This window comes from Pseudonocardia wallangbongensis, assembly GCF_054486945.1.
Genome location: NZ_JBRERS010000001.1, coordinates 485597 through 510010, shown reverse-complemented (window position 1 = coordinate 510010; position 24414 = coordinate 485597). Strand labels below are relative to the sequence as shown.

Sequence of the window (24414 nt, the reverse complement as noted above, 5' to 3'; positions counted from 1 at the left end):
ATGGCCGACACGCTGAGCGCGACACCACAGACCACGGCGGCCGGCAACGGCACGCGACGCAGCGGCGCGCGGAAGTCCGCGGTGCGCCGCGTCCGCAAGCGGCTGACGCACCTGCTGCTCGTGCTCCTCGCCGTGACGTTCCTGTCGTTCATCGTGGTCGACCTGCTGCCCGGCGACGCGGCCGTCGTCGTGGCCGGCGACAACGCGACGCCGGAGCAGGTCGAGCAGGTGCGCACGGAGCTCCAGCTCGACCGCCCGGTGCTCGTGCGTTACGTCGACTGGCTCGGCGGTGTGGTCACCGGCGACCTCGGGCGCTCGTTCCGGACCGGCCAGCCGGTGGTCGAGGCGCTCGCCCAGCGCATCCCCGTCACCTTCGAGATCACGATCATCGCCCAGCTGCTGGCGCTGCTGGTGGCGGTGCCGCTCGCCGTGTACTCGGCGTACCGGCCCGGCGGGTTCGTCGACCGGACGTCGATGACGATCGGGTTCGGCGCGGCCGCCATGCCGAACTTCGTGTTCGGCATGGTGCTGATCGTGCTGTTCGCCGGCGGGGTGTCGAGCATCCTGCCCGCCACGGGCTACACCGGGTTCTTCGAGAGCCCCCTCGGCAACCTGCAGTCGATCGTCCTGCCCTGCCTGACGCTCATGATCGCCGAGGCGGCGGTCTACCGACAACTCCTGCGCTCGGACATGGTGTCCACGCTCCAGGAGGACTTCATCCTGATGGCCCGGTCGAAGGGACTCAGCCCGGCGCGGATCCTCTTCCGCCACGCGCTGCGGCCCTCGTCGTTCTCCCTGATCACGCTCTCCGGGGTGAACATCGGCCGGTTGCTCGGCGGCACGGTGATCGTCGAGACGCTCTTCGCGATCCCCGGGCTCGGGCAGCTCATCGTGCAGGCCGTGTTCAACCGCGACTACATGATCCTGCAGGGCGCGCTGCTGTTCGTCGCCGTCGCCTACGTCGTGATCAACATGCTGATCGACCTCCTGTACCTGGCCCTCGACCCGCGGGTGCGCAGAGATGCCTGAACGAACGATGCCCGAGCAGACGACGTCCGAGCAGCCGGCGTCCGGCCAGGCGCTGCCCAAGCATGCGGCGCCCAAGGGCCGCGCCAAGAGCCGGGCCAAGGGCGCGCGGCGGGCCGAACGCACCCCGTTCGGCTGGTACGTGGCGTGGACCTGGCTCGGCGCGGTGGTGCTCGCGGCGGTGTTCGCGCCGCTGCTGCCGCTGTGGGACCCGGCGGTCCCCGACTACACCGCCGTGTTCTCGGGCATCACCCCGCAGCACTGGCTCGGTGGGGACACCCTCGGTCGCGACACGTTCTCCCGCGTGGTCTACGGGGCGCGGGCGTCGCTGCTCGTCGGCATCTGCGCGGTCGGGCTCGGTGCGCTCGTCGGGGGCTTCCTCGGGATGCTCGCCGGCTACTTCGGCGGCCGCACCGAGCGCGTGCTCGCGCTGATCACCGACGTGGTCCTGGCGTTCCCCGGCCTGGTGTTCATCATCGCGATCGTCGCGATCCTCGGTTCCAGCCTGACGCACCTGATCATCGGTCTGGCGATCCTGTCGGTGCCGACGTTCATCCGGCTGGCCCGCGCCGCCACCCTGGTGGTGGCGCAACGGGAGTTCGTGCTGGCCGCCCGAGCGTACGGGTGCAGTCCGATCCGGATCATCGCCCGCGAGATCGCGCCGAACGTCGTTCTCCCGGTCGCCGCGTACGGCTTCATCATGATCGGCGTCTTCATCGTCGTGGAGGGCTCGCTGTCCTTCCTCGGGCTCGGCATCCCGCCGCCCACGCCCAGCTGGGGCGGCATGATCGCCGGCGGTCGTACGGAGCTCCTGAACTACCCCCACATCTCGCTGTTCCCGGCCGCGGTCATGTTCCTCACGGTGCTGTCGATCAACTACATCGGTGAGCGGATCCGCAAGCAGTTCGAGGTCAAGGAGAGCAACCTGTGAGCGAGCTTGCGAGCGAACCGTCGTCACAGGGTGCTTTGCTGACCGTCGAGGACGTCGTCGTGCGCTTCCACACCAAGAAGGGTGTGGTGCAGGCGGTCGACGGCGTCTCGCTGCGGCTCGAGGAGGGGGAGGTCCTCGCCGTCGTCGGCGAGAGCGGCTCGGGCAAGACCGTGTTCACCCGCCGGGTCATGGGACTCGTGTCCGGTGGCCGCGGCACCGAGGTCGAGGGCAGCGTCACGTTCGACGGCACGGACCTGACCGAGCTCTCGAGCAAGGAGCTGTCCCGGTTCTGGGGCGCGGAGATCGCGCTGATCCTCCAGGACCCGATGACGTCGCTGAACCCCGTGAAGCGCATCGGCGAGCAGCTGACCGAGACGATCGTCCTGCACGAGCGCGTGTCCAAGCAGCAGGCGCGGGACCGGGCCGTCGAGCTCCTGCACTCGGTGGGGCTCTCCGAGCCGGAGCGGCGGGTGCGCCAGTACCCGCACGAGCTGTCGGGCGGCATGCGCCAGCGCGTCACGATCGCGATCGCGCTCTCGTGCAACCCGCGGCTGCTGCTGGCCGACGAGCCGACCACGGCGCTCGACGTCACGGTCCAGGCCCAGATCCTCGACCTGCTCGCCGACCTGCAGTCCCGCCTCCGCATGGCGATGCTGCTGGTCACGCACGACCTGCGGGTGGTGCGCAGCCGCTCGGACCGCATCGCCGTGATGTACGCGGGCCGGATCGTGGAGACGGCGCCGACGTCGGTGCTGTTCGCCGAGCCGAAGATGCCTTACACCGAGGCGCTCATGAACGCGGTGCCGCCGCTCGCGGGCCCCAACCACACCCGGCTCTCCGTGATCCCCGGCCGTCCGCCGGACCTGATCGACCCGCCGGCGGGGTGCAAGTTCAGCCCGCGCTGCCCCGTCGCCCAGGACAAGTGCCTCACCGAGGAGCCGCCGCTGCGCGACGCCGGGTCCGCCGAGCACCGGTACCGCTGCTGGTTCCCGGTGGGCAGCCCGGCCTGGGAGCAGGCCAGGGCCGACAACATCGAGCGCGGGCGGACCGCCGCCGGGACGCCGGTCACCGAGGAGATGGTCGCGACATGATCGGGCTACGCCGCTCCCGGCCCGGGCGCGGGTTCGCCGCGCTCGCCGTCGCCTGCGCCGCGCTGCTGACCGCCGCGTGCGGGTCCAACCTCGCCCCGATCGGGGGAGCGGCGGGGGACACGTCGATCCGCACCGTCAACCCGTACGGCGGGGACGTGGCGGCCGAGGGCCAGCCGAAGTCCGGCGGCACCCTGGTGATGGGGATGGACCGGGCGATCATCGGGTTCGACCCGACCGTCCAGAACACCAACCAGGCGGCCACGGCCGTGTACGACTCGCTGCTGAAGCTGTCGCCGGAGGGCAAGGCGGAGCCGTACATGGCGCGGTCGATGGACAGCCCCGACGGCGGCCGGACCTGGCGGCTGGGCCTGCGCGAGGGCGTGCAGTTCTCCGACGGCACCCCGCTCGACGCGGACGCCGTGATCCTCAACGTGCAGCGCCACATCGACAAGGCCTCGTCCCCGGGGCACCGGTTCACCGAGCCGATCGAGTCGATGACCGCGGTGGACCCGCTGACCGTGGAGTTCCGGTTGACGGAGTCGTTCGGGTCGTTCCCGGTGGCCTTCGCGAGCGGCTTCAACGGCGGTGGCCTCGGCCTCATCGTCTCGCCCGCCGCGATCGCGCAGTACGGCGACGACGTCGCGCGGCACCCGGTGGGGGCGGGCCCGTTCGTGATCGGCGAGTGGGTGCCCGACTCCTACGTGCGGCTCACGAAGAACCCCAACTACTGGCAGCAGGGCATGCCCTACCTGGACGGGCTGGAGTTCCGGCCGCTGCCCGACACCGAGACCCGGTACGCCTCGATCGAGAACGGCGACGTCGACCTGATCTTCGCCGGCTACCACACGGAGCTGCTGCGCGGCCTGGAGAACCCGAACCTGTCGGTCTACTACGGCTCGGGCAACGGCGCGGAGTACGTCTACTTCAACCACCAGCAGGCGCCGTTCGACGACCACCGGATGCGGGAGGCGGTGGTGCGCGGGATCGACCTGGACGCGCTGGCGGCCACCCAGTTCCGCAGCCAGATGGAGCGGGCGCCGGGCTGGTTCGGCGCCGACAGCGGGTACTCGACGCCCGAGGCGGAGGCGGCGTGGCCGGCCTACGACCCGGAGAAGGCCAAGGCGCTGGTGGCCGAGTACGTGGCCGGCGGCGGCAGCGCCACGGTGCAGTACAAGACCACCAACGCGCCCAACCGGGTGGCGTTCGCCGAGTTCGTACAGGCGCAGATGGCGGCGATCGGCATCACCTTGCAGGTGCAGTTCTACGACCTGGCGCAGTACACCTCGAGCGTGGTGCAGAGCCACGACTTCCAGATGGCCGGGTGGGTCGGCGGTCCCGTCGACGCCCCCTACCCGGCGGTGCAGAACCTGATGCACACCGGCGGCAGCTCGAACTACGGCGAGTACTCCAACCCCGAGGTGGACGCGCTGCTGGACCAGGCCGCCGCGACGACCGACGAGGCGCAGCGGACGAGCCTGTACCAGCAGGTGGCGCTGCTGTCCAACCAGGACATCCCGGTCGGCTACTACAGCCGGGGCTACCTGTCCACGATCGCGAAACCTGAGGTCAAGGGCGTGGTGCGCTACCTGACCAGGGACATGTTCTTCGCGACGACGTGGCTCGACCGGTGACCGGGGTGCGCGGGGAGCGGGAGCCGGAGGGGCCGCCCGGCCGAAGAAGACCGCGCGGGCCCCGCGCCGTCGCCTTCCTCGCGTTGGCGCTCGGCGCGCTGCTGACCGCCGCGTGCGGGGCCAACCTGGCGCCGGTCGGAGGTGGGGTGGGGGAGACCACCATCCGCACCGTCAACCCCTACGGTGACGATCTCTCCGCGGAGGGTGAGCCGAAGCCGGGCGGCACGCTGGTGATGGCCATGGACCGGGAGATCGTCGGGTTCGACCCGACGGTGAGCAACACCAACCAGGCCGCGCTCGCCGTGTACGACTCGCTGTTGAAGCTGAACCGCGAGGGCAAGCCGGAGCCGTACCTCGCGAAGGCGATGACGAGCCCCGACAGCGGCCTGACCTGGCTGTTGGAGCTCCGCGAGGGCGTCGAGTTCTCCGACGGCACGCCGCTGGACGCCGACGCGGTGATCGTCAACGTACAGCGGCACATCGACGCGGCCTCGTCACCGGGGCACCGGTTCACCGAGCCGATCGCGTCGATGACCGCGGTGGACCCGCTCACGGTGAAGTTCACGCTGAAGGAACCGTTCGGCCCGTTCCCGGTCGCGTTCGCCAGCGGTTTCGCCTACGGCGGTCTCGGCATCATCGTCTCGCCCGCGGCGCTTCAGCAGTACGGCGACGACATCGCGCAGCACCCGGTGGGGGCGGGCCCGTTCGTGCTGACCGGCTGGGCCCGGGACTCGCACATGAACCTGAAGCGCAACGAGAACTACTGGCAGGACGGCATGCCGTATCTGGACGAGCTGGAGTTCCGGCCGCTGCCCGACACCGAGACCCGCTACGCCTCGATCGAGAACGGTGACGTCGACCTGATCTTCGCCGGCTTCCACACGGAACTGCTGCGCGGGCTGGCGAACCCGAACCTGAAGGTGTACTTCGGCTCGGGCAACGGTGCGGAGTACGTCTACTTCAACCACGAGAAGGCACCGTTCGACGACCACCGGATGCGCGAGGCGGTGGTGCGCGGGATCAACCTCGACGCGCTCGCGGCCACCCAGTACAAGGGGCAGATGGAGCGCGCGGCCGGCTGGTTCGGCGCCGACAGCGAGTACCACACGCCCGAGGCGGAGGCCGCGTGGCCCGCTTACGACCCGGAGAAGGCCAAGGCGCTGGTGGCCGAGTACGTCGCCGACGGCGGCAGCGCCACGGTGCAGTACTCGAGCACCAACTCGCCGAACCGGGTGGCGTTGACGGAGTTCCTGCAGGCGCAGATGGCGGCGATCGGCATCACGCTGGAGCCGCACTTCTACGACCTGGCGCAGTACACGTCGCAGGTCATGCTGGCCGGTGACTTCCAGCTCGCCGGCTGGGTCGGCGGCCCCAACGACTCCCCCTACCCGGCGGTGCACAACCTGCTGCACACCGGGGCCAGGTCGAACTACGGCGGCTACTCCGACCCGGAGGTCGACGCGATGCTGGAGCAGGCCGCCGCCACCACCGACGACGCCGAGCGCACCCGGCTCTACCAGCAGGTCGAGCTGCGGTCCAACCAGGACATCGCGGTCGGCTACTACAGCCGGGGTTACCTGTCCACGATTGCGAAACCGGAGGTCAAGGGCGTGGTGCGCTATCTGACCAGGGACACGTTCTTCGCTACGACATGGCTCGACCGGTGACGGCGGCGCGCACCGAGCGGGAACCGGAGACCCGCGCGCCCGACGGCAACTCCGACGACAACGACGTCGTTCTCCGGCTCGAGGACCTGGTGGTCGAGTTCCCGGTGGGGGGCGGGCAGACCGTGCACGCCGTCTCCGGGATCGATCTCGAGGTCCGCAGGGGAGAGACGCTCGGTCTGGTCGGCGAGTCCGGCTGCGGCAAGTCGACCACCGGCCGGGCGATCATGCAGCTGCCCGGGCCGACGAGCGGGTCGGTGGAGTTCGAGGGACGCGACCTCACCACGCTCGCGCCCCGCGAGCTGCGGGAGCTGCGGCCCAAGCTGCAGATGATCTTCCAGGACCCGATCTCCTCCCTCAACCCGCGGCGCCGGATCCCGGACATCGTCGGCGACCCGCTGGTGGTGTGGGGGCGCGGCGACGAGCGGGCCCGGGTCGTGCCCGAGGTGCTCGAAGCGGTCGGGCTCGACCCGGAGCAGGTGGCCGACCGGCGGCCGCACCAGTTCTCCGGCGGGCAGTGCCAGCGCGTGTCGATCGCCCGCGCCCTGGTGCTCGAACCGGAGGTGCTGATCTGCGACGAGCCCGTGTCGGCGCTGGACGTGTCGGTGCAGGCGCAGATCCTCAACCTGCTCGAGGACATGAAGCGCCGCTACGGGCTCACGCTGGTGTTCATCGCCCACGACCTCGGCGTGGTGCGCAACATCAGCGACCGCGTCGCCGTCATGTACCTCGGCCGCATCTGCGAGCTGGGGGAGACCACCGCGCTGTTCGACGACCCCGTGCACCCGTACACGCGGTTGCTCGTCTCGTCCATCCCGTCGATCGAGGCCGGAGAGAACGCCGACCGGGGGCGCGGCGAGATGCCGTCGCCGATCAACCCGCCCAGCGGCTGCCGCTTCCGCACGCGGTGCCCCCTCGCCGACGAACGCTGTGCCACGGAGGTGCCCGAGATGCGCGAGGTCAAGCCCGGGCGGTTCGCCGCCTGCCACCACCCCGTCCTCGAGTCGGAAGGAGCCTGATGCCGATCGACCCCGGCGCCGTCGGCCGCCACGGCGAGCCGCGTTCCCGGACCTGGACCTCCACCGACGCCCTGCTGTACGCGGTGGGCGTCGGCGCCGGGCTCGGCGAGCCCACCCAGGAGCTCGCCTTCACCACGGAGAACTCCGCCGAGGTGTCCCAGCAGGTGCTGCCGACGTTCGCGGTGCTCCTGTCGCAGGCGCCGTCGCCGCCGTTCGGCACGTTCGACCCGGCGATGCTGGTGCACGCGGAGCAGGAGATCACCCTGCACCGCCCGGTCCCGGTCGAAGGCACGGTCACGGCGACGGCCCGGGTGGCCGGCGTGTACGACAAGGGCAAGGGCGCCCTCGTGGTCACCGAGTCGACCGCGGTGCTCGCGGCCGGGCCGGACACGGGGCAGCCGCTCGCCACCAACCGCAGCGCCCTGTTCATCCGCGGCGAGGGCGGCTTCGGGGGAGACCGCGGCCCGCGCGACGACTGGGCTGCGCCCGACCGCGCCCCCGACCACAGCGTGCGGTACGAGACCCGCCCCGAGCAGGCGCTGCTCTACCGGCTGTCCGGGGACCGCAACCCGTTGCACTCCGACCCGGCGTTCGCGGCGCGAGCCGGGTTCGGCAAGCCGATCCTGCACGGGCTCTGCACCTACGGCGTCACGGGGCGGGCGCTGCTGCACGAGGTCGCGGGCGGCGACCCGACCCGCCTCACCGGCGTGTACGGGCGGTTCAGCGCCACCGTCACCCCGGGCCAGGCCCTTTCGGTCGACATCTGGGACGAGGGCGGCGGGCAGATCCTGCACCGCACGCGCACCGACGACGGCACCGTGGTGATCGACCGCGGCCGGGCGACCGTCGGGGCGACCCGATGACCGGCGTGAACCCGCCCGAGCTGCTTGCGGCCGATCTCGTCGCCATCGACGTGCACACGCACGTCCACTTCTCCACGAAGGCTGCCCAGTCCGAAGCGGGCGCCGAGCGCATGGCGCAGATGAAGGCGCACTTCAAGTCCGACGTGCTCGGCATGGACCTGCACCAGCTCGCCGCGTTCTACCGGGAGCGGCGCATGGCGGCCGTGGCCTTCACGGTCGACTCGCTCGGTGACCGGGCCGAGCACGCGCCGACCAACGAGGAGATCGGCGAGGTCGCCGCCGAGCACCCGGACGCGATCATCCCGTTCGCCAGCGTGCACCCCGCGCGCGGCAAGGCCGGCGCGAAGATCGCGCGGCGGCTGATCGAGGACTACGGGTTCCGGGGCTTCAAGTTCCACCCGAGCGTCCAGGAGGTCTTCCCGAACGACCCGGTCGCGTTCCCGATCTACGAGGTGCTCGCCGAGCACGGCCTCCCGGCGCTGTTCCACACCGGGCAGAACGGCGTCGGCGCCGGCACGAGGGGCGGCGGCGGGGTGCGCCTGAAGTACTCCAACCCACTGGCCCTCGACGACGTGGCCGTGGACTTCCCGGACATGCCGATCATCATGGCGCACCCGTCGTTCCCGTGGCAGGACGAGGCGCTGGCCGTGGCCACGCACAAGGCGCAGGTGTACATCGAGCTGTCGGGCTGGTCGCCGAAGTACTTCCCGCCGCAGCTGGTGCAGTACGCGAACACGTTGCTGCGCAAGAAGGTGATGTTCGGGACCGACTTCCCCCTGTTCACGCCGGAGCGGTGGATGGCGGATCTGGAGAAGACCGAGGTCCGCGACGGCGTCAAGCCCGACATCATGCTGCACAACGCGGCGCGGCTGTTCGGGCTGGAGACGGACCGGTCATGAACATCGGGCTGGAGGACAACTTCGCCTCGCACTTCGAGCACATCGCCGACCTCGTCCCGCAGCGGGTCGCGATGGCGGCCGGCGACCGGCAGCTGACCTGGGCGCAGTTCGACGAGCAGGCGGACCGGCTCGCCGGGTACCTGGCCGCCCGCGGTGTCGGTGCGGGCGACCGGGTCGGCGTGGACGCGCGGAACTCCCCGGAGCACCTGGTCGCGCTGCACGCGCTGTTCAAGCTGATGGCCGCACCGGTGAACGTCAACTACCGGTACCGCGCGGCCGAGGTGCGGTACCTGCTGGAGATGTCCGGGGCCCGGGCCGTGATCGCCGACGACGACCTCGCCGACGTCGTGGCGGAGGCGGCCGCGCCCGTGCCGGGGTGCGACGTGCTGGTGCGGATCGACCCGGCAGGCGGTTTCGGGGCCGACGTCGCCACCACCGACCGGCATCCGCGCCGCCCCCGCGGGGACACCGAGTGGCGGCTGTTCACGGGCGGCACCACCGGCCAGCCCAAGGCTGTGATCGGCAGCCACGCCGAACGGCTGCGTTCGGTGCGGTCCGGCGGCTTCGCGACGCTGGGGCTCTCCGCCACCGACGGGATCGAGGCGCTGCACCAGGCGCTCGACATCGACCCGCACGGCCCTCGCGGCATGGTGCAGCTGCCCGCGCCGCCGCTGATGCACGGCACCGGCCTGTACTCCGCGCTCGGCGCGCTGGCCGTCGGCGCGCCGGTCGTGCTGCTGACCGGCAGGAGCGTCTCGGGTGCGGAGGTGCTGGCGGCGATCGAGCGACACGGCGTCACCGACCTGGTGATCGTGGGCGACGCGTTCGGGCTGCGCCTGCTCGACGCGCTCGACGAGAGGGCCACGGCGGGGCAGCCGCTCGGGATCGGCTCCCTGCGCCGGATCCGCAGCATCGGCTCGGTGTGGACGCCGGGCGTGAAACGCAGGCTGCTCGCCCACGCCGACCTCACCCTGAGCGACGCCGTCGCGTCGACGGAGGGCGGGGTGTTCGCCCGGTCCGAGACCACGCGGGCCTCGCTCGCGGAGAAGGGGACCGACGAGGAGGCCGGTGTCTTCGAGCTGGCGCCCGGCGCCCGCCTCCTCGACGAGGACGGCCACGACGTCGTGCCCGGCTCGGGAACGATCGGGGTGCTCGCCGCGCCGGTCGTGCCCGAGGCGGGGTACGAGGGCGACGCGGAGAAGACCGCGAGTGCCTTCCGCGACATCGACGGCGTGCGGTACACGATGCCCGGCGACCTGGCCACCCTCGAGACCGACGGGCGGCTGCGGCTGCTCGGCCGGGGCAGCACGGTGGTCAACACCGGTGGTGAGAAGGTGTTCACCGACGAGGTGGAGCTCGCGCTCCGCGCCCACCCGGCCGTCCGCGACGCAGTGGTGCTCGGTGTTCCCGACGAACGCTTCGGCAACGTCGTCGCCGCTGTCGTGTCGCTGGAGCGCGGCGCCGTCGCCGATGCCGACGAGCTCGGCGCCTTCGTCGGCTCCCGGCTGGCCGGCTACAAGAAGCCCCGCCGGATCGCCGTGGTGCCCGAGGTGGAGCGCCTCAACACGGGCAAGGCCGACCTGGGGTGGGCGCGCCGGCAGCTCGGGGCAGGGCAGTTCGGGATCGGGGCCGCTCCGGCGCCGACCGCCCCGTGAGCCTGCGCCCTGGACGTTCGGCACGCAGCGGTTGGTGGGTCGTGGTGGGCGGGTCGGTCCTGCTCACCCTCCAGAACGGGCTGATCATCGGCGCCTTCGGCGCCTACCTCGTGGTGATCACGGCGGACACGGGCTGGTCGGCGGGGGTGATCGCGCTCGGCTACGCGATCGTCCAGCTCGGCAACGGCTTCCTCGCGCCGCTCACCGGTTGGTTCTGCGACCGGGTGGGGGTGCGCGCGGTCGCCCGGGCCGGAACGGTCGTCACGGCGGCCGGCTTCGTCCTCGCCGCCGCGGTCACCGACGCGCCGCACTTCGTCGGGGCGGTCGTCGTGATCGCGCTCGGCTGCTCGGCGGCGGGTGTCACACCGCTGACCGTGGCGGTGGTGCAGACCATGACGGCGCGGCGCACCCTGGCCCTGGGTCTGCTCCCGACCGGGATCGCGCTCGGCGGGCTGGCCGTGCCGCTCGTGACGTGGGCGCTGGCCGGGGTCGGGTGGCGCGCCACGTTCGTCGGCGTCGCCGTGGTGATCCTCGCGGTGGGCCTGGTGGCGAGCTCGGCCCTCCCCACCGACCGGCGCCCGCGGCCCGTCGTGGCGACCCCGCCGGCGTCGAGCACGGCGCCCGCCGACCCGGGCGACCACGACCTGGGCAGCGCCCTGCGCACACCGGCGTTCTGGCTGCTCGTCGTGGGGCACGGCACGGCGTTGGTCGCGATCAGCGCGGTGAGCCTGCACCTGGTGCCGCTGCTGACCCACGAGCACGGCATCCCGCTCGCGACGGCAGGCCTCGCGGTCGCGGTGATGTCGACGGCGCAGCTGCTCGGCCAGGTCGTCACCGGCGTCGTCGCCGATCGCCTCGACAAGCGGATGCTCGCCGCGGGGTGCATGGTCGTGCAGACCGGCGTGCTGGTCGCGTTCGCGACGGCGTCCGGCTTCTGGCTCATGATGGTGCTGACGACCGTGCACGGGATCGCCTGGGGCCTGCGCGGGCCGGTGATGAACGCGATGCGCGCGGACTACTTCGGCGTCGGCTCCTTCGGCACGATCATGGGATGGTCGGCGGGGTTCGTCTCGATCGGGCTGGTGGTCGGGCCGCTGCTCGTCACGGCGATCGCCGCCGGATCGGGCGGTTACCCGGCCGCCTTCTTCGTGCTGGCCGCGGTGACGACCGCGGGTGCCGTCGCGTTCCTGGTGCTGCGCCGGCCGCGGGTCCCCACGAGGCTGCGCTGCGGTGACGGCGCCGGCCGGGCGTGAGGTGCTCACGGGATGGGCAGGACGTCCCGGGTGCCACCACCAACGGTGGTGCGCACGTCCACCTGGCCGTCGGCGCGCAGCATGCAGAGCGCCAGGCCGTCCTTGACGGTGCAGCGCGCACCCGAACCGCTGGAGCCGGGCTGCGGCGTCGTGGCGATCTCGACCCGGTCGACCAAGGGCCCGACGGTCAGGAGCGCGACGACCAGGCCGTCACGACGCAGCGAGGTGACGATCGCGGCCTCCGAGGTCTCGCCCGGGTCGAGGTCGCCTGCGGCGGCGATCGACTCCTCGCCCGGACCGGCGTAGCAGACCGCTGCCCGGGTATCGGCGACGCGGCCGACGACTGCGGCCGGCGCACCTGCAATGGGATCCTGGTCCAGGACCGTCTCGTCGGGCTTGCCTGTTCGCCGCGATTCGGACGAGAGCTGGTCCATGAGGCAGGCCGTCAGTCTTCCGCTCCGCTCCGCCCTCACCCTCGCCTCCTGGACCTCTTCCGGTGACGGCTCCGGCCTCGGCCGGTCCCGAACCTGGATCGGGGGGCTTTCGAGCTCGGGGGGCGGCCCGTCGAACGACCCGGGTACGACGATCCGCTGCGCCCATCCTCGCGGCGCGTAGGGACTGAGGCTGATGATCTGCACCGGCGCCGCCGACGTCTCGGTGCTCCCCCCGGAGAGGCCCACCTCGACCGCGATCCGCTGCGGGTTGAACAGGATGATCTGGAACCCGAACGGGGCTATCTGCACCGCGCCCGCCGGCCGGCCGCCGACCATGCTCACGGACACGTTGGTGTCGTCCGCGTGGCAGGCGAACGAGTCGTTGATCACCAGAACGGTGCCCGGAGCATCCCGGCTCATCATGTCGTTGGGCATGGGCAGCACGCCGGTGATGCGCCACTCCGCGGTCGGCGGGTACTGCTCGCGGAGCTCGGATCCGTTCACGGCCGCGACGCACCGGCCGAGCTCCTCGGCGACCGCGGGGTCACCGTGGGGAGCGAGGTTCTCCTGCTGGGCGGCGGGCCCACCGACCCCGGTCAGTGCGACCGACGTGGTGAGCGCGAGCGTCGCCACCACGGCGGCCACCGCCGCGGCGAGGGGAGCGAAGCGCCGCCCGGGGGCTTTCGTCCCGGCGAGAACGGTCCGCAGGACGCGCTCGCGCACCTCGTCCGGCAGCGGCGGGGCGGGCGGGAGCTGCAACTCGTTCATCGAACCTCCTCGGGCAGGACCGTGCGCAGGGTCGTGCGGGCGCGGTGGACGCGGGAGCGCAGCGTCGCCTCGGGCACCCCGAGCACCTGAGCCGCCTCGGGGTACGGGACGTCGGCCACCAGGCACAGCGCGACGGCCTCGCGCTGCCCGGCGGGCAGCGCCGCGACGGCGGCGAGCACCCGGTGCACGCGGCGGCGGTCGTCGAGCGACGCCACGACGGCGTCGGAGTGGTCGTCCACGTGCGGGGCGGGGCCGACCCGCCGGAGGAGCCGGAGCCCGCGGTGTCGCCGCCGCCACTCCGTGCGCGCCTCGTTGCCGGCCACCGCGAGCAGCCACGGACGCACCGAGCCGCCGGCGAGCTGCACCTCGGCGCGCCGCCGCCACGTGGTCAGGAACGTCGCGGCGAGGACGTCCTCGGCCGCCGTGGGGGAGCCGGTCAAGCGGTGGGCGTGGCGCCACACCGGGTCGGCGTGGCGGTGGTACAGCTGCGCGAACGCATCGGGGTCGCCGTCCCGGGCCGCCGCCCACAGCGCGACGTCCTCGCCCGGCGGCGCGGTCGCCGGCGGTGCCCCCTCACTCGTCGTCATACCCGATCATTGCCGGCACCGGCCATCGCGTTGCACGGAGGATGACATGAAGATCGTCGGTCACAAACCGACCGGGGTGCTCAAGGCGCTGCTGCGCGCACCCATCTGGATCTACCGGGCCGGGTTCGGCCGGCTGCTGGGCCACCGGCTCGTCTACCTGGCGCACACGGGTCGCCGCAGCGGCCTGCGCCGGGAGGTCGTCGTCGAGGTGGTGCGCTACGACGCGGCCGTCCCGGAGGTCGTCGTGGTCGCGGCGTGGGGGAAGAACCCCGACTGGTACGCGAACCTCCGTGCCGCGCCGGCACTCGAGGTCCGCATCGCCGGGCAGCGGTGGGAGCAGCCGCAGCACCGGTTCCTCGACGACGCCGGCACCATCGCCGTCCTGCGCGCCTACGGCACGGCCCACCCGCGGGCATGGCGGCGACTGGCACCCCTGCTCGGCTTCCCCGCCGACCTCGACGACCCGCGATGGCCGGACCTCGCCCGCGACGTCCACGCCGTCGCGTTCCGGCCGGCGGCGTCCGGGACCGGAGGGTGACCCGGGGCCGCGCGGTCAGGTGCCCGCGGCGAGGTGCTCGACGAACCAGTCGCGGGCCGCGCCGCTCGCCGCGTCGAACCCCGTGGTGTAGGCGTCGAAGTGGCCGCCGGGCAGGATCACCAGCTTCTTGGGCTCGCGCGCCCGCTCGTAGGCGTCGATCGCGAGGTGGGCGGGCGTGAGGTGGTCCTCCCGGGCTACGACGACGAGCAGGGGTGTCGGTGAGACCCGGCCGATGTAGGTGCCGGGCTCGTACTCGCCGAGCATCTCGACGGTGCGCAGGGTCACCTCGTTCCGCCACGACGGTGCCCGGGTCTTGCCGGTCTCGGTGAACCAGGCCCACGAGTCCGGAGTCGGCAGGGCGGACGGCGCGAGCGGGTCCTCCGCCACGACGGGCACCATCGCGGGCGGGTCGCCGGCGAAGCGCGCAACGCGGTCGGCGTCGAACTGCTCGCGGAAGCCCGCGCGGAAGTCCGAGCGCACCAGCTCGGCGACGTTCGCCGAGCCGCTGACCAACGGGACCTGGGCGGCAACGGCCTTCACCCGCCGGTCGATCGCCCCGACGACGAGCACGTGGCCGCCCGAGTAGCTCGAGCCCCACACACCGATGCGCGAGCCGTCGACCTCGTCCAGGGTGCCGGCGTAGGTGATCGCGTGGCGGTAGTCGCGCACCTGCTGCCACGGGTCGATCTCCAGGCGCGGTTCGCCGTCGCTGGCGCCGAAGTTGCGGTTGTCGAAGACCAGCGCGTTCACCCCGGCGGCCGCGAACACCTCGCCGAACGCGTCGAGGTACATCTCCTTGACCGCCGAGAACCCGTGGGCCAGCACGACCGTGGGGCGGCGCCCGGAGGCACCGTCGGCCGGGTGGAACCACCCGCGCAACGTGACGCCTTCGGCGTCGAACGCGATGTCGCGCCTCGCCATGGCCCCTCCTGGGTCTCAGCTCGGATCGGCGAACGTCACCGTGACCCGCTCGTACCCGAGCGAGCGCGCCAGCGACGTCAGCATGTCGCGGGTGTTCGTCTCGGCACGGACGAGGAGGTCGCTCTGCCTCGCCGTCTCGTCCAGCTTCCGGGATGCCAGCTGGTAGAGCTCCTCGTCGTCGACGGGGTCGTTCTGGATGGCGCCCGCGACGCGCTCGACGATGCCCCGCTCGCGCCCGACCACCCGGCTCGCCGACGGGTCGAGGGTGGCAGGCGCCAGCCGCGCGGCCGGAAGGGTGAAGGCCGCGGCATCGCCGCCGGCGGACACCTGCTCCGGCCCGAGCCGGGAGAGATCGACCAGGGCGTCCACGTGGCCGGTGGCGAACATCGTGGTGCGCTCGCCGCTGATCAGGGCGGGGACGTGCGGGGTGTCGCGTTCGATGTCCACGAGCACCTGGAACGTTCCGGTGGCGGCGTGGTACTCGGAGATGTCGGCCAGCGCGGCCATCAGCGGGGCCGGGCCCCGGTCCACGGTCTGCGGCTCGAACGTGTCGGAGAGGGCCGGGAACATCCCCACGGTCTGCAGGCCGAGCGGCACGGCGATCGCCAGCGCGGCGACGGCCGCGAGGAGCTTGAGTGGTGGACGGCGGCGCCGCAGCCGCCCGAACCACGTCCTGGTGCCGCGCTCGAGCAGTTGCTGCGCCATGTGCGACTCTCTCCGGGGTCGAGCTCGTCGTCCTCGTCGAGGACACGCCCTGTCACCGGCGTGTGTCAAGGGGTTGCCGCGACGCGCTGCGCCAGGTGGACGCCGTCGCTGGTGCTCCTGCGCATCGGACCTCCGACCCGGCCTGCCCGGTAGGGCGCGCGGGCGCCACCGGAGGTGGCTTCTCCATGATCATCTGGGCGTGGCTGCCCTTGGGTGGGCGCTGTGGCGGATGTCGGTCCGATCATGATGTGTTGATCGTTGCGAGATCCCGAAGAGTGATGTCCTGATCCCGCTGATCAAGCCTGGGTCGAGTCGCTGGTATGACCCTCGGGCGCTGGTACACCTAGCCCAGGGTGAAGGGGTCGCGGGTGCCGCCGGTGAGCTCGACCCAGACGGCCTTCTCCTGGAGGTACTCGTCGACGGCGTGCAGCCCGTTCTCCCGGCCGAGGCCGGAGCTCTTGAACCCCCCGAACGGCACGTTGGGGGCGACGACCCGGTAGGCGTTGATCCACACGCTGCCGGCCTTGATGCGGGCGGCGACGCGGTGCGCGCGGTGGACGTCCTTGGTCCACACCGCCCCGGCGAGCCCGTACGGGGTGTCGTTGGCCAGCTTGATCGCCTCGTCCTCGTCGGTGAAGGTCAGGGCCGCGAGCACCGGGCCGAAGACCTCCTCCCGGTACACGGTGGAGTCGGGCGTGACGCCGGTGAGCACCGTCGGCTGGACGAACAGCCCGCCGAGCGCGGACTCCGGGCCGCCCCCGCAGGCGACCGCCGCCCCTTCGGAGCGGGCCGTGTCGAGGTAGCCGACGACCTTGTCGTACTGGGGCGGGTTGGCCACGGGCCCCATCTCGGTGTCGGGGTCGTTGGGGTCGCCCAGCTTGATCGCGGCGGCCCGCGCGGCGACCAGCCGCACCAGCTCGTCGTGGACGTCGGCGTGCACGATCAGGCGGGACCCGGCCATGCAGGTCTGGCCGGTGGCGGCGAACACGCCGGCCACGATCCCGTTGGCGGCCGCGGCGAGATCGGCGTCGGGGAACACGACCTGGGGGGACTTGCCGCCCAGCTCCAGCGTGACCTTGTTGATGTTCTCGGCGGCGGCCTTCGCGACGGCGCGCCCGGTGGCCGTGGAGCCGGTGAACGCGACCTTGTCCACGCCCGGATGGGCCGCCAGGGCGGCGCCGGTGTCCCGGGACAGCCCCGTCACGACGTTCACCACACCGGGCGGGAAGCCGGCCTGCTCCACCAGGTCGGCGAATCCGAGCGTGGAGACGGGTGAGTGCTCCGACGGCTTCACCACCACCGTGCAGCCCGCGGCGAGGGCCGGGGCGAGCTTCCAGGTCATCAGCAGCAGCGGCGAGTTCCACGGCGTGATCGCCGCGACGACCCCCACCGGCTCGCGCCGGGTGTAGACGAGGTAGTTCGGGTTCGGCGAGGGGATCTGCCGGCCCTCGATCTTGTCGGCCAGCCCGCCGAAGTAGTGGTACCAGGAGCCCAGCGCGGTCAGCTGGCCGATCATCTCGCGGTACAGCTTGCCGGAGTCGTTGACCTCCAGCCGGGCGAGCCGCTCGGCGTTCTCGCCGACCAGGTCCCCGAGCCGGCGCATCAGCGCGGCCCGGGCGAACCCGGTCAGCCCGCCCCACTCCCCGTCCAGCGCGGTGCGCGCGGCGGCCACCGCGGCGTCGACGTCCTCCGGGCCGCCGTCCGGGACGACGGCCCACGACCGGCCGGTGTACGGGTTGTGCGACTCGAAGGTGCGCCCCGAGAGGGCGTCGACGGCCTTCCCGCCGATGACCATGCGGAATCGCTCGAGCTCGCCGGACATGATGCGGTCCTCCTCGGTGGTCTACAGGGCGTCGACGACTGCGGGGACCGCCTCGGTCTCCCAGCCGGGCGCCATGACGTGCACGCCGCCGACCCCGGGGACGTCCCGCAGGCGGCCCACGATCTCGGTGGCGATGGCGATCCCCTCGGCCTTGGCGGCGTCGCCGCTGCGGCCCCGCATGCGCGCGAACGTCGCCTCGTCGACCTCCACGCCGGGAATGTTGTCGTGCATGTGCTGCAGCATCCTGGTGCTGCGTGGCGGGGTGACGCCGACGAGCAGCGGGGCCCGGTCGGTGATCCCGGCGGCCACCACCGGTTCGAGCCACGCGGCGAACCGGTCGACGTCGTAGACGATGTTGGTCTGGAACAGGTGCAGGCCGGCGTCGAGCTTCCGTTCCAGCCGTTCCACCGGGTCGACCAGCGGGTTCGCCGCCCCGACGATCCGGAACGACGTCCCCGACGTGAGGCGTTCCCCCGCGAGCAACTCGCCCTCGTTGAGGCCGGAGAGGAGCCGGATCATCCCGAGCGAGTCGAGGTCGCGCACGTGCGTGGCGAGCGGCTCGTACCGGCCGACCTTCAGCGGATCGCCGCTGAGCGCCATCACGGTGCGGACGCCGAGCGCCCAGGCGCCGAGGAGGTCGCTCTGTGCCGCCATCGCGTTGCGGTCCCGCCCGGTGATCTGCAGGATCGGCTCCACGCCCTCCGCCAGGAGCAGGGCCGCCGCCGCCAGCGCCGACACCTTCACCGTGGCGGCCTGGTTGTCCGTGACGTTCACGGCGTGCACCCGCCCGCGGAGCGCACCGGCCGCGACGCGGATTCGCTCCGGATCGGGATCGAGGGGTGGCCCGAACTCGGCCGTGATCGCGAAGCCGTCGGTGAGCGCCTTTGCCAGCACGCCTACTCCGTCTCTCTGAGGGGTGCCCCCAACCTCCCATCTGAGGTCCCGTCAAAGCAACGCGATCGGGCCTACACCTGGCTGCCCAGTTTGAAGCCCTTCTCGTCCGGCCTCGTGTAGGAGAAGCCGTCCGCTCCTACCGTCACATCCGCCTCGCGCGATTCCGTCCGTTCGGTCAGGGGGCGGGCTCGGCCGTCCAGGTCGAGCACCGGGCTCGCCTCGGCGTACCAGGACGGGACCACGGGGTTGCCCCACCAGTCGCGGCGCTGGTTGTCGTGGACGTCCCAGCGGACGACGGGGTTGTCGGGGTCGCCGGTGTAGTAGTCGTGGGTGTAGATCTCGATGCGGTGGCCGTCGGGGTCGCGCAGGTAGAGGTAGAAGGCGTTGGAGACGCCGTGGCGGCCGGGGCCGCGTTCGATCATCTCGGAGCGGCGGGCGGCGCCCAGGTGGTCGCAGATGTGCAGGATCTGGCTGCGCTCGTGCGTGGCGAAGGCGATGTGGTGCAGCCGCGGGCCGTCGCCGCCGGTGAGCGCGATGTCGTGCACGGTCGGCTTGCGGAACATCCAGGTGGCGTACACGGTGCCCGCGGCGTCCTCGATGTCCTCGGACACGCGGAAGCCGAGGGCCTCGTAGTAGCGCTGGCCCGCGGGGACGTCGGGGGTGACGACGTTGAAGTGGTCGAGGCGGCTGATCGCCCCGGCGCCGTGCAGGTCGTAGCGCTGGGTGAGGCGTTCGACGTGCTCGGCGTCGTGGAAGAACTCCACGGGAAAGCCGAGCGGGTCCTCGATGCGGACGGCCTCCCCGATGCCCCGGGTGGCCCCGGCGGGCACCCGCTCGACGGGCACGCCCATATCCCGGTAGTACTCCTCGGCGCGGTCCACCTCGGCGGCCGAGCGCACCCGGTAGGCCAGCCGCGCGCAGGCGGCCACGTCGCCGCGGCGGAGCACGAGCGAGTGGTGCAGGTACTCCTCGAAGGCGCGCAGGTGGATCGCGTCGGCATCCTCGGCGGTGACGACGAGGCCGAGGAGGTCGACGTAGAACCAGCGGGCCGCGGCGAGGTCGGTGACGACCAGCTCGGCGTACGCGCAGCGGAGGATGTCGGGCGGCGTGCCCATGTCAGGACCTCCCGAACCGCGGCGTGTGCACCTCGCCGAGCGTGACGTGCACGGCCTGCTCCTCGGTGTAGAAGTCGATCGAGCGGTGCCCGCCCTCGTGGCCGACGCCGGAGGCCTTCACGCCGCCGAACGGGGTGCGCAGGTCGCGCACGTTGTGCGAGTTCAGCCAGACCATGCCGGCCTCGATCGCCTGCGCGACGCGGTGGCCGCGGGTGAGGTCCCGCGTCCAGACGTAGCCGGCGAGCCCGTACGGCACGTCGTTGGCGAGCGCGATGGCGTCCGCCTCGTCGTCGAACGGGGTGAGCGCGGCGACCGGCCCGAAGATCTCTTCCTGGAAGATCCGCGCCGTGGGTGGCACGTCGGCGAAGACGGTGGGGGAGAGGTAGTTGCCCTCCGGGAGGTGGTCGGGGCGCGAGCCCCCCGCCACCAGGCGGGCCTCCGTCCTGCCGGTCTCGACGTACCCGAGCACCCGCTCGTAGTGCTCGGGGTGCACCAGCGCGCCGACCTCGGTGCGCGGGTCGTGCGGGTCGCCGACGACGACGGCGCGCGCCCGCTCCGCGTACCGCTGCACGAACTCGTCGTAGACGCCGCGCTGCACGAGGATGCGGGAGCCCGCCGTGCAGCGCTCGCCGTTGAGGGAGAACACGCCGAAGAGCGCCGAGTCGAGCGCCGCGTCGAGGTCGGCGTCGGCGAAGACCACCACCGGGGACTTGCCGCCCAGCTCCATCGAGAGACCCTTGAGGTGCGTGGCGGCCTCGCGGAAGATCGTGCGGCCGGTGGCGGTCTCGCCGGTGAACGAGATCAGCCGCGCGCCGGGGTGGGCCACCAGCGCGGCGCCCGCCTCCTCGCCGATGCCGTTGACGAGGTTGAACACGCCCGGGGGCAGCCCGGCCTCGGTGAAGATCTCCCCCCACAGGCTCGCCGAGAGCGGCGTGAACTCCGCGGGCTTGAGCACGACGCTGCAGCCCGCGGCGAGCGCGGGGGCGAGCTTCCAGGACTCCAGCATGAACGGGGTGTTCCACGGCGTGATCAGCCCCGCGACGCCCACCGGCTTGCGGTTGACGTAGTTGATCTGGCGGCCCGGCACCTTGTAGGCGTCGTCGGTCTGGCCGACGACCAGGTCGGCGAAGAACCGGAAGTTCTCCGCGGCCCGCTGCGCCTGGCCGAGCGCCTGGGTGATCGGCAGCCCGGTGTCGAAGGTCTCCAGCTCGGCGAGCCGGGCGTCCCGGGACTCCACGAGCTCGGCGATCCGGTTCAGCACCCGCGCCCTGGCCCGCGGCGCCATGCCCGGCCACGGCCCGTCGGTGAAGGCGCGCCGCGCGGCGGCCACGGCGGCGTCGACGTCCTCCGCCCGGCCCGCCGCGGCCGTCGCGTAGGTGCGGTTGGAGACGGGGTCGAGCACCTCGAACGTGGCGCCGCCGACCGAGTCGCACGGCTTGCCGTCGATGAAGTGCTGCAGGTGGGTGGGCAGGCCGTCGGGGATCATGCCGGCACCTCCACGGGGGTCAGGTACTGCTCCGCCGACGCGGCGAGGGCACGTACCTTCGCCCGGCCCGGCTCGGTGAGCGGGATCAGTGGCGGGCGGACGTGGTCGCTCGCGATCAGCCCCCGCTGCATCATCAGCCACTTCGCCGGCGCCGGGTTGGTCTCGACGAACAGCAGGTCCACCAGGGGGTGCACGCCGAAGTGGATCTCGCGGGCCGCCTGCGCGTCGCCCGCGACGGCGGCGTCGTACATCTGCGCGACCGCGGCCGGCGCGATGTTGGCCAGCGCCGAGACGAACCCGGCGCCGCCCAGCGGCAGGATCGGCAGGCACAGCAGTTCTATGCCCGACCAGACGAGCAGGTCGGGGCCCGCGGCGTGCAGCACGCGGGAGAAGTGCTCGAAGTCCTTGGTGGTCTCCTTGACCCCGACGAAGTTGTCGTGGTCGCGGAAGAGCCTCCCGACCGTCTCCGGGGTGATCTCCACGGCCGTCCGGGACGGCACGTTGTAGGCGACGATCGGCAGGTCCGGGAACTCCCGGGCGACCGTCGAGTACCACACGTAGAGCGCCTCCTGCGTGGGCCGCGCGTAGTACGGGGTGATCACGAGTGCGGCGTCGGCGCCGGCGTCGCGGGCGGCCGCGGTGAGCTCCAGGGTCTCGGCGAGCCCGGCCGAGCCGGTGCCGGGCAGGAACGGCACCCGGTCGCCGATCTCGGCGGCGACCGTGCGGATCCCCTCCGCGCGCTCGGCGACGGACTGGGCCGACGGCTCGCCGGTCGAACCGCCGAGGGAGATGCCGTGCGTGCCGGCCGCGAGCTGCCAGCGCACGAGCCCGCGCAGGCCGTCGTGGTCGACGTCGCCCGCCTCGGTGAACGGGGTGACCAGCGGCGCGATCGAGCCGCGGATCCGGGCCGGGTCGGAGCGGAATCTCATGCCTGTCCTCTCTGCAGAACGGCGCGTACGGTCGCCTCGCGGTGGGCCCGGGTGGCGGCCTCGATCTCCGCGGGCGGCGCCCCGCGCTCGACGAGGTCGAGCAGGGCGTCGTGCTCCCGCACCGACTCGGCCGCCCGCTCGGGTACGAACGAGAACACCGACGAGCGCAGGGCGGACACGCGCGTCCACCCGCGGTCGACGAGGTCGAGGAGGTGCGGGTTCGGGCACCGGTCGGTGAGCACGCGGTGGAACTGCTGGTTGAGCCGGTTGTGGCGAAGCGGGTCGAGGTCGTCGAGGCCGGCCCGCATGGCCTCGTTGAGCCGCCGCGCCTCGGCGAGGGCCTCGGGCGGCAGGTGGGCGGCGGCCATGCCCGCGGCGGCACCCTCGACGACGGCGAGCGTCTCCACCGCCCAGCGGTACTCCACCGGGTCGAGCCCCCGGACGGTGGCGCCGACGTTGCGGACGACCTCGACGAGGCCCTCGGCCTCGAGCCGCCGCACCGCCTCGCGCACCGGCACCGTGGAGACGCCCAGCTCCTTGGCGAGCGTGCCGAGCACGAGCCGGTAGCCGGGGGTGTAGGCGCCGTCGCGGATGCGGCTGCGGATGAGGTCGTGGGCGAGATCGACCTTCGAGGCGGACCCCGTGGTCCCGACGGTCACCGCGACTCCTCGTACCGTTCCCGCCACTGCCCGGACAGCGGGTACAGGCCCTTCAGCCCGGCTCCCTCACCGACGCGGTCGGCGATCCACCCCTCCTCGCGCTCCTGCCGCTCGGCGTCGGCGAGCACCTCCCCGACGAGGCCGGGCGGGATCACGACCGCGCCGTCGTCGTCGGCCACGATCACGTCCCCGACCTGCACGGTGGCGCCACCGCAGGCGATCGTCACGTCGGTGTCCCACGGCACGTGCCGGCGGCCGAGCACGGCCGGGTGCTGCCCGGAGGTGTAGACGGGCAGGCCGGTGGCGGCCACGGCGGCGGCGTCGCGGGCGGCGCCGTCGGTGATGATGCCGGCCGCCCCGCGCACCTTGGCCCGCAGCGCGAGGATGTCGCCGAGCGTGCCCGCGGTGGGATCCCGGCGGGCCTCCATGACGAGCACCTCGCCCTCGCGCAGGGAGTCGACGGCACGCTTCTGCGCGTTGTAGCCGCCGCCGTGCGAGGCGAAGAGGTCGGGCCGGAACGGGACGAAGCGCAGCGTGCGCGCGGTGCCGACGAGCTTCTGCCCGGGCACCAGCGCCCGGACGCCGTCGATGCTCGCGTCGTCGAACCCGCGCCTGCGCAGCTGGACGGACAGCGTGGCGACGGCGACCCGGTGCAGCCGCTCGCGCAGGTCGTCGGAGAACGCGGGCGGGCTGCCCCAGGCGTCGGCGCGGACGGCGTCGTCGACGTGCGCGGGCGAGCCCCAGGCGGCCAGCGGGGGACCGTCGACGATCTCCGTCCGCAGCCGCCCGGTGGTGCGGGACCCGTCGAGCGGGCCGACCTCGACCTCGACGACCTGCCCCGGCTGGGCGACCGAGGCCCCGGCCGGGGTGCCGGTGAGGACGACGTCGCCCTCCTCGAGGGTGAGCATGCGGGACAGGTCGGCGACCAGGTGCCCGAAGTCGAACAGCAGGTCGGCGCTGGTGTCGTCCTGCACCGGCTCGCCGTCGAGCCAGGTGCGGATCCGCAGGCCCGCCGGGTCCAGCTCGGCCGCTGGGAGCAGTGTGGGCCCGAGCGGGGTGTAGCCGTCCCCGCCCTTGGAACGCACGTTGGAGCCGCGGTCGGCGGTGCGCAGGTCCTGGAGGCCCAGGTCGTTGGCCGCCGTCACCCAGCCCACGTGCGACCAGCCGTCCTCCGGCCGCACGTGCCGGGCCGGCTTGCCGATCACGAGCGCGATCTCGCCCTCGAACGCGAGCAGTTCGGTGCCCCGCGGCCGTTCGACGGTGCCGCCGCCTGCGAGGGAGGAGGCGGGCTTCAGGAAGTACGAGGCCGCGGCCGGGGTGCGTCCGCGCTGGGCGGCGCGCGAGGGGTAGTTGAGGTGGACGGCCACGACCTTGCCGGGTCGCCTCCCCAGGGCCTCGGTGACGGCGTCCATGCGCGCTCCTCTCATCCGATACGGGATCGTATATCGTTCTGTATCAGATTGCGACCCGTTGACACCCGTCGTCGGCGCCATTTATGTTCGATGAAAAGACAGAACCGGCGGG

The 24414-nt window shown here is 72.7% G+C and carries 22 protein-coding genes; 11 read left to right on the top strand and 11 right to left on the bottom strand.

All coding sequences use genetic code 11. The features are described 5' to 3' along the window. Genes ACU436_RS02495 through ACU436_RS02450 form a run of 10 tightly spaced genes read left to right on the top strand, consistent with a single transcriptional unit; the run spans position 1 to position 12032 of the window. Entirely contained in the window at positions 1–1029 is a 1029-nt protein-coding gene (locus ACU436_RS02495; protein WP_459021143.1) for an ABC transporter permease, read from the top strand. Further along, positions 1022–1957: an ABC transporter permease gene (locus tag ACU436_RS02490; protein ID WP_459021141.1), complete on the top strand. Its 936-nt coding sequence runs from the start codon at positions 1022–1024 to the stop codon at positions 1955–1957. Before ACU436_RS02495 ends, ACU436_RS02490 begins: the two co-directional genes overlap by 8 nt. Further along, positions 1954–3048, top strand: coding sequence for an ABC transporter ATP-binding protein (locus ACU436_RS02485; RefSeq protein WP_459021139.1), 1095 nt, complete (start codon positions 1954–1956; stop codon positions 3046–3048). Before ACU436_RS02490 ends, ACU436_RS02485 begins: the two co-directional genes overlap by 4 nt. Beyond that, positions 3045–4679, top strand: a complete 1635-nt coding sequence (locus ACU436_RS02480) for an ABC transporter substrate-binding protein (protein WP_459021137.1) — start codon at positions 3045–3047, stop codon at positions 4677–4679. The genes ACU436_RS02485 and ACU436_RS02480 overlap by 4 nt, the downstream gene beginning before the upstream one ends. Further along, positions 4676–6346 (top strand): ABC transporter substrate-binding protein, encoded by a 1671-nt coding sequence (locus tag ACU436_RS02475; protein WP_459021135.1) that lies wholly within the window; start codon positions 4676–4678, stop codon positions 6344–6346. The genes ACU436_RS02480 and ACU436_RS02475 overlap by 4 nt, the downstream gene beginning before the upstream one ends. Further along, positions 6331–7362, top strand: a complete 1032-nt coding sequence (locus tag ACU436_RS02470; protein ID WP_459021133.1) for an ABC transporter ATP-binding protein — start codon at positions 6331–6333, stop codon at positions 7360–7362. Before ACU436_RS02475 ends, ACU436_RS02470 begins: the two co-directional genes overlap by 16 nt. Next, a complete protein-coding gene (locus tag ACU436_RS02465) occupies positions 7362–8225 on the top strand; it encodes a MaoC/PaaZ C-terminal domain-containing protein (RefSeq protein ID WP_459021131.1) in 864 nt (287 codons plus the stop codon). The genes ACU436_RS02470 and ACU436_RS02465 overlap by 1 nt, the downstream gene beginning before the upstream one ends. Next, positions 8222–9124, top strand: coding sequence for an amidohydrolase family protein (locus ACU436_RS02460; RefSeq protein ID WP_459021129.1), 903 nt, complete (start codon positions 8222–8224; stop codon positions 9122–9124). The genes ACU436_RS02465 and ACU436_RS02460 overlap by 4 nt, the downstream gene beginning before the upstream one ends. Beyond that, positions 9121–10779 carry an AMP-binding protein gene (locus ACU436_RS02455; protein WP_459021127.1) on the top strand — a complete coding sequence of 553 codons (1659 nt, stop codon included), beginning with the start codon at positions 9121–9123 and terminating at the stop codon, positions 10777–10779. Before ACU436_RS02460 ends, ACU436_RS02455 begins: the two co-directional genes overlap by 4 nt. 44 nt (positions 10780–10823) lie before the next feature. Further along, on the top strand, positions 10824–12032 hold the full coding sequence (locus ACU436_RS02450; protein ID WP_459021126.1) for an MFS transporter: 1209 nt from the start codon (positions 10824–10826) through the stop codon (positions 12030–12032). Between the two features lie 5 nt (positions 12033–12037). Here the strand turns inward: ACU436_RS02450 and ACU436_RS02445 are convergent, their stop codons facing one another. Both ACU436_RS02445 and ACU436_RS02440 read right to left on the bottom strand, forming a co-directional pair. Beyond that, complete coding sequence (locus ACU436_RS02445; protein WP_459021124.1) at positions 12038–13234, bottom strand: protein kinase family protein; 1197 nt, start codon at positions 13232–13234, stop codon at positions 12038–12040. After that, on the bottom strand, positions 13231–13821 hold the full coding sequence (locus ACU436_RS02440) for an RNA polymerase sigma factor (protein WP_459021122.1): 591 nt from the start codon (positions 13819–13821) through the stop codon (positions 13231–13233). Before ACU436_RS02440 ends, ACU436_RS02445 begins: the two co-directional genes overlap by 4 nt. A gap of 46 nt (positions 13822–13867) precedes the next feature. On the opposite strand from ACU436_RS02440, the gene ACU436_RS02435 reads away from it, so the two are divergent. Further along, complete coding sequence (locus tag ACU436_RS02435) at positions 13868–14359, top strand: nitroreductase family deazaflavin-dependent oxidoreductase (protein ID WP_459021120.1); 492 nt, start codon at positions 13868–13870, stop codon at positions 14357–14359. 15 nt (positions 14360–14374) lie between these two features. Here ACU436_RS02435 and ACU436_RS02430 read toward each other — a convergent pair whose 3' ends face one another. The 9 genes from ACU436_RS02430 to ACU436_RS02390 form a co-directional block, all read right to left on the bottom strand. Continuing rightward, the gene (locus ACU436_RS02430) at positions 14375–15280 is read right to left on the bottom strand and encodes an alpha/beta hydrolase (RefSeq protein WP_459021118.1); all 906 of its coding nucleotides are present in this window, start codon (positions 15278–15280) and stop codon (positions 14375–14377) included. 15 nt (positions 15281–15295) lie between these two features. Next, entirely contained in the window at positions 15296–15985 is a 690-nt protein-coding gene (locus ACU436_RS02425) for a DUF4230 domain-containing protein (RefSeq protein WP_459021116.1), read from the bottom strand. Between the two features lie 343 nt (positions 15986–16328). Continuing rightward, on the bottom strand, positions 16329–17807 hold the full coding sequence (locus ACU436_RS02420) for an aldehyde dehydrogenase (RefSeq protein WP_459021114.1): 1479 nt from the start codon (positions 17805–17807) through the stop codon (positions 16329–16331). A 21-nt stretch (positions 17808–17828) separates the two neighbouring features. Further along, positions 17829–18701 carry a methylenetetrahydrofolate reductase gene (locus ACU436_RS02415; RefSeq protein WP_459021112.1) on the bottom strand — a complete coding sequence of 291 codons (873 nt, stop codon included), beginning with the start codon at positions 18699–18701 and terminating at the stop codon, positions 17829–17831. Positions 18702–18772: 71 nt separating this feature from the next. Next, the gene (gene hpaD / locus ACU436_RS02410; RefSeq protein ID WP_459021110.1) at positions 18773–19816 is read right to left on the bottom strand and encodes a 3,4-dihydroxyphenylacetate 2,3-dioxygenase; all 1044 of its coding nucleotides are present in this window, start codon (positions 19814–19816) and stop codon (positions 18773–18775) included. A 1-nt stretch (position 19817) separates the two neighbouring features. Next, positions 19818–21302, bottom strand: a complete 1485-nt coding sequence (gene hpaE, locus ACU436_RS02405; RefSeq protein ID WP_459021109.1) for a 5-carboxymethyl-2-hydroxymuconate semialdehyde dehydrogenase — start codon at positions 21300–21302, stop codon at positions 19818–19820. Continuing rightward, positions 21299–22231, bottom strand: coding sequence for a 4-hydroxy-tetrahydrodipicolinate synthase (gene dapA, locus ACU436_RS02400; RefSeq protein WP_459021107.1), 933 nt, complete (start codon positions 22229–22231; stop codon positions 21299–21301). Before dapA ends, hpaE begins: the two co-directional genes overlap by 4 nt. Continuing rightward, positions 22228–22890 (bottom strand): GntR family transcriptional regulator, encoded by a 663-nt coding sequence (locus tag ACU436_RS02395; RefSeq protein WP_459021105.1) that lies wholly within the window; start codon positions 22888–22890, stop codon positions 22228–22230. The genes dapA and ACU436_RS02395 overlap by 4 nt, the downstream gene beginning before the upstream one ends. Further along, on the bottom strand, positions 22887–24302 hold the full coding sequence (locus ACU436_RS02390; protein ID WP_459021103.1) for a fumarylacetoacetate hydrolase family protein: 1416 nt from the start codon (positions 24300–24302) through the stop codon (positions 22887–22889). Before ACU436_RS02390 ends, ACU436_RS02395 begins: the two co-directional genes overlap by 4 nt. Positions 24303–24414 lie beyond the last annotated feature (112 nt).

Bases quoted from the DNA above. Each gene is read 5' to 3' on its own strand.
- hpaE (WP_459021109.1), bottom strand. From the start codon at position 21,302: ATGATCCCCGACGGCCTGCCCACCCACCTGCAGCACTTCATCGACGGC.
- ACU436_RS02440 (WP_459021122.1), bottom strand. From the start codon at position 13,821: ATGACGACGAGTGAGGGGGCACCGCCGGCGACCGCGCCGCCGGGCGAG.
- ACU436_RS02425 (WP_459021116.1), bottom strand. From the start codon at position 15,985: ATGGCGCAGCAACTGCTCGAGCGCGGCACCAGGACGTGGTTCGGGCGG.
- ACU436_RS02470 (WP_459021133.1), top strand. From the start codon at position 6,331: ATGGCTCGACCGGTGACGGCGGCGCGCACCGAGCGGGAACCGGAGACC.
- ACU436_RS02460 (WP_459021129.1), top strand. From the start codon at position 8,222: ATGACCGGCGTGAACCCGCCCGAGCTGCTTGCGGCCGATCTCGTCGCC.
- ACU436_RS02490 (WP_459021141.1), top strand. From the start codon at position 1,022: ATGCCTGAACGAACGATGCCCGAGCAGACGACGTCCGAGCAGCCGGCG.
- ACU436_RS02445 (WP_459021124.1), bottom strand. From the start codon at position 13,234: ATGAACGAGTTGCAGCTCCCGCCCGCCCCGCCGCTGCCGGACGAGGTG.
- ACU436_RS02495 (WP_459021143.1), top strand. From the start codon at position 1: ATGGCCGACACGCTGAGCGCGACACCACAGACCACGGCGGCCGGCAAC.
- ACU436_RS02465 (WP_459021131.1), top strand. From the start codon at position 7,362: ATGCCGATCGACCCCGGCGCCGTCGGCCGCCACGGCGAGCCGCGTTCC.
- ACU436_RS02420 (WP_459021114.1), bottom strand. From the start codon at position 17,807: ATGTCCGGCGAGCTCGAGCGATTCCGCATGGTCATCGGCGGGAAGGCC.
- hpaD (WP_459021110.1), bottom strand. From the start codon at position 19,816: ATGGGCACGCCGCCCGACATCCTCCGCTGCGCGTACGCCGAGCTGGTC.
- dapA (WP_459021107.1), bottom strand. From the start codon at position 22,231: ATGAGATTCCGCTCCGACCCGGCCCGGATCCGCGGCTCGATCGCGCCG.
- ACU436_RS02430 (WP_459021118.1), bottom strand. From the start codon at position 15,280: ATGGCGAGGCGCGACATCGCGTTCGACGCCGAAGGCGTCACGTTGCGC.
- ACU436_RS02390 (WP_459021103.1), bottom strand. From the start codon at position 24,302: ATGGACGCCGTCACCGAGGCCCTGGGGAGGCGACCCGGCAAGGTCGTG.
- ACU436_RS02435 (WP_459021120.1), top strand. From the start codon at position 13,868: ATGAAGATCGTCGGTCACAAACCGACCGGGGTGCTCAAGGCGCTGCTG.
- ACU436_RS02480 (WP_459021137.1), top strand. From the start codon at position 3,045: ATGATCGGGCTACGCCGCTCCCGGCCCGGGCGCGGGTTCGCCGCGCTC.
- ACU436_RS02455 (WP_459021127.1), top strand. From the start codon at position 9,121: ATGAACATCGGGCTGGAGGACAACTTCGCCTCGCACTTCGAGCACATC.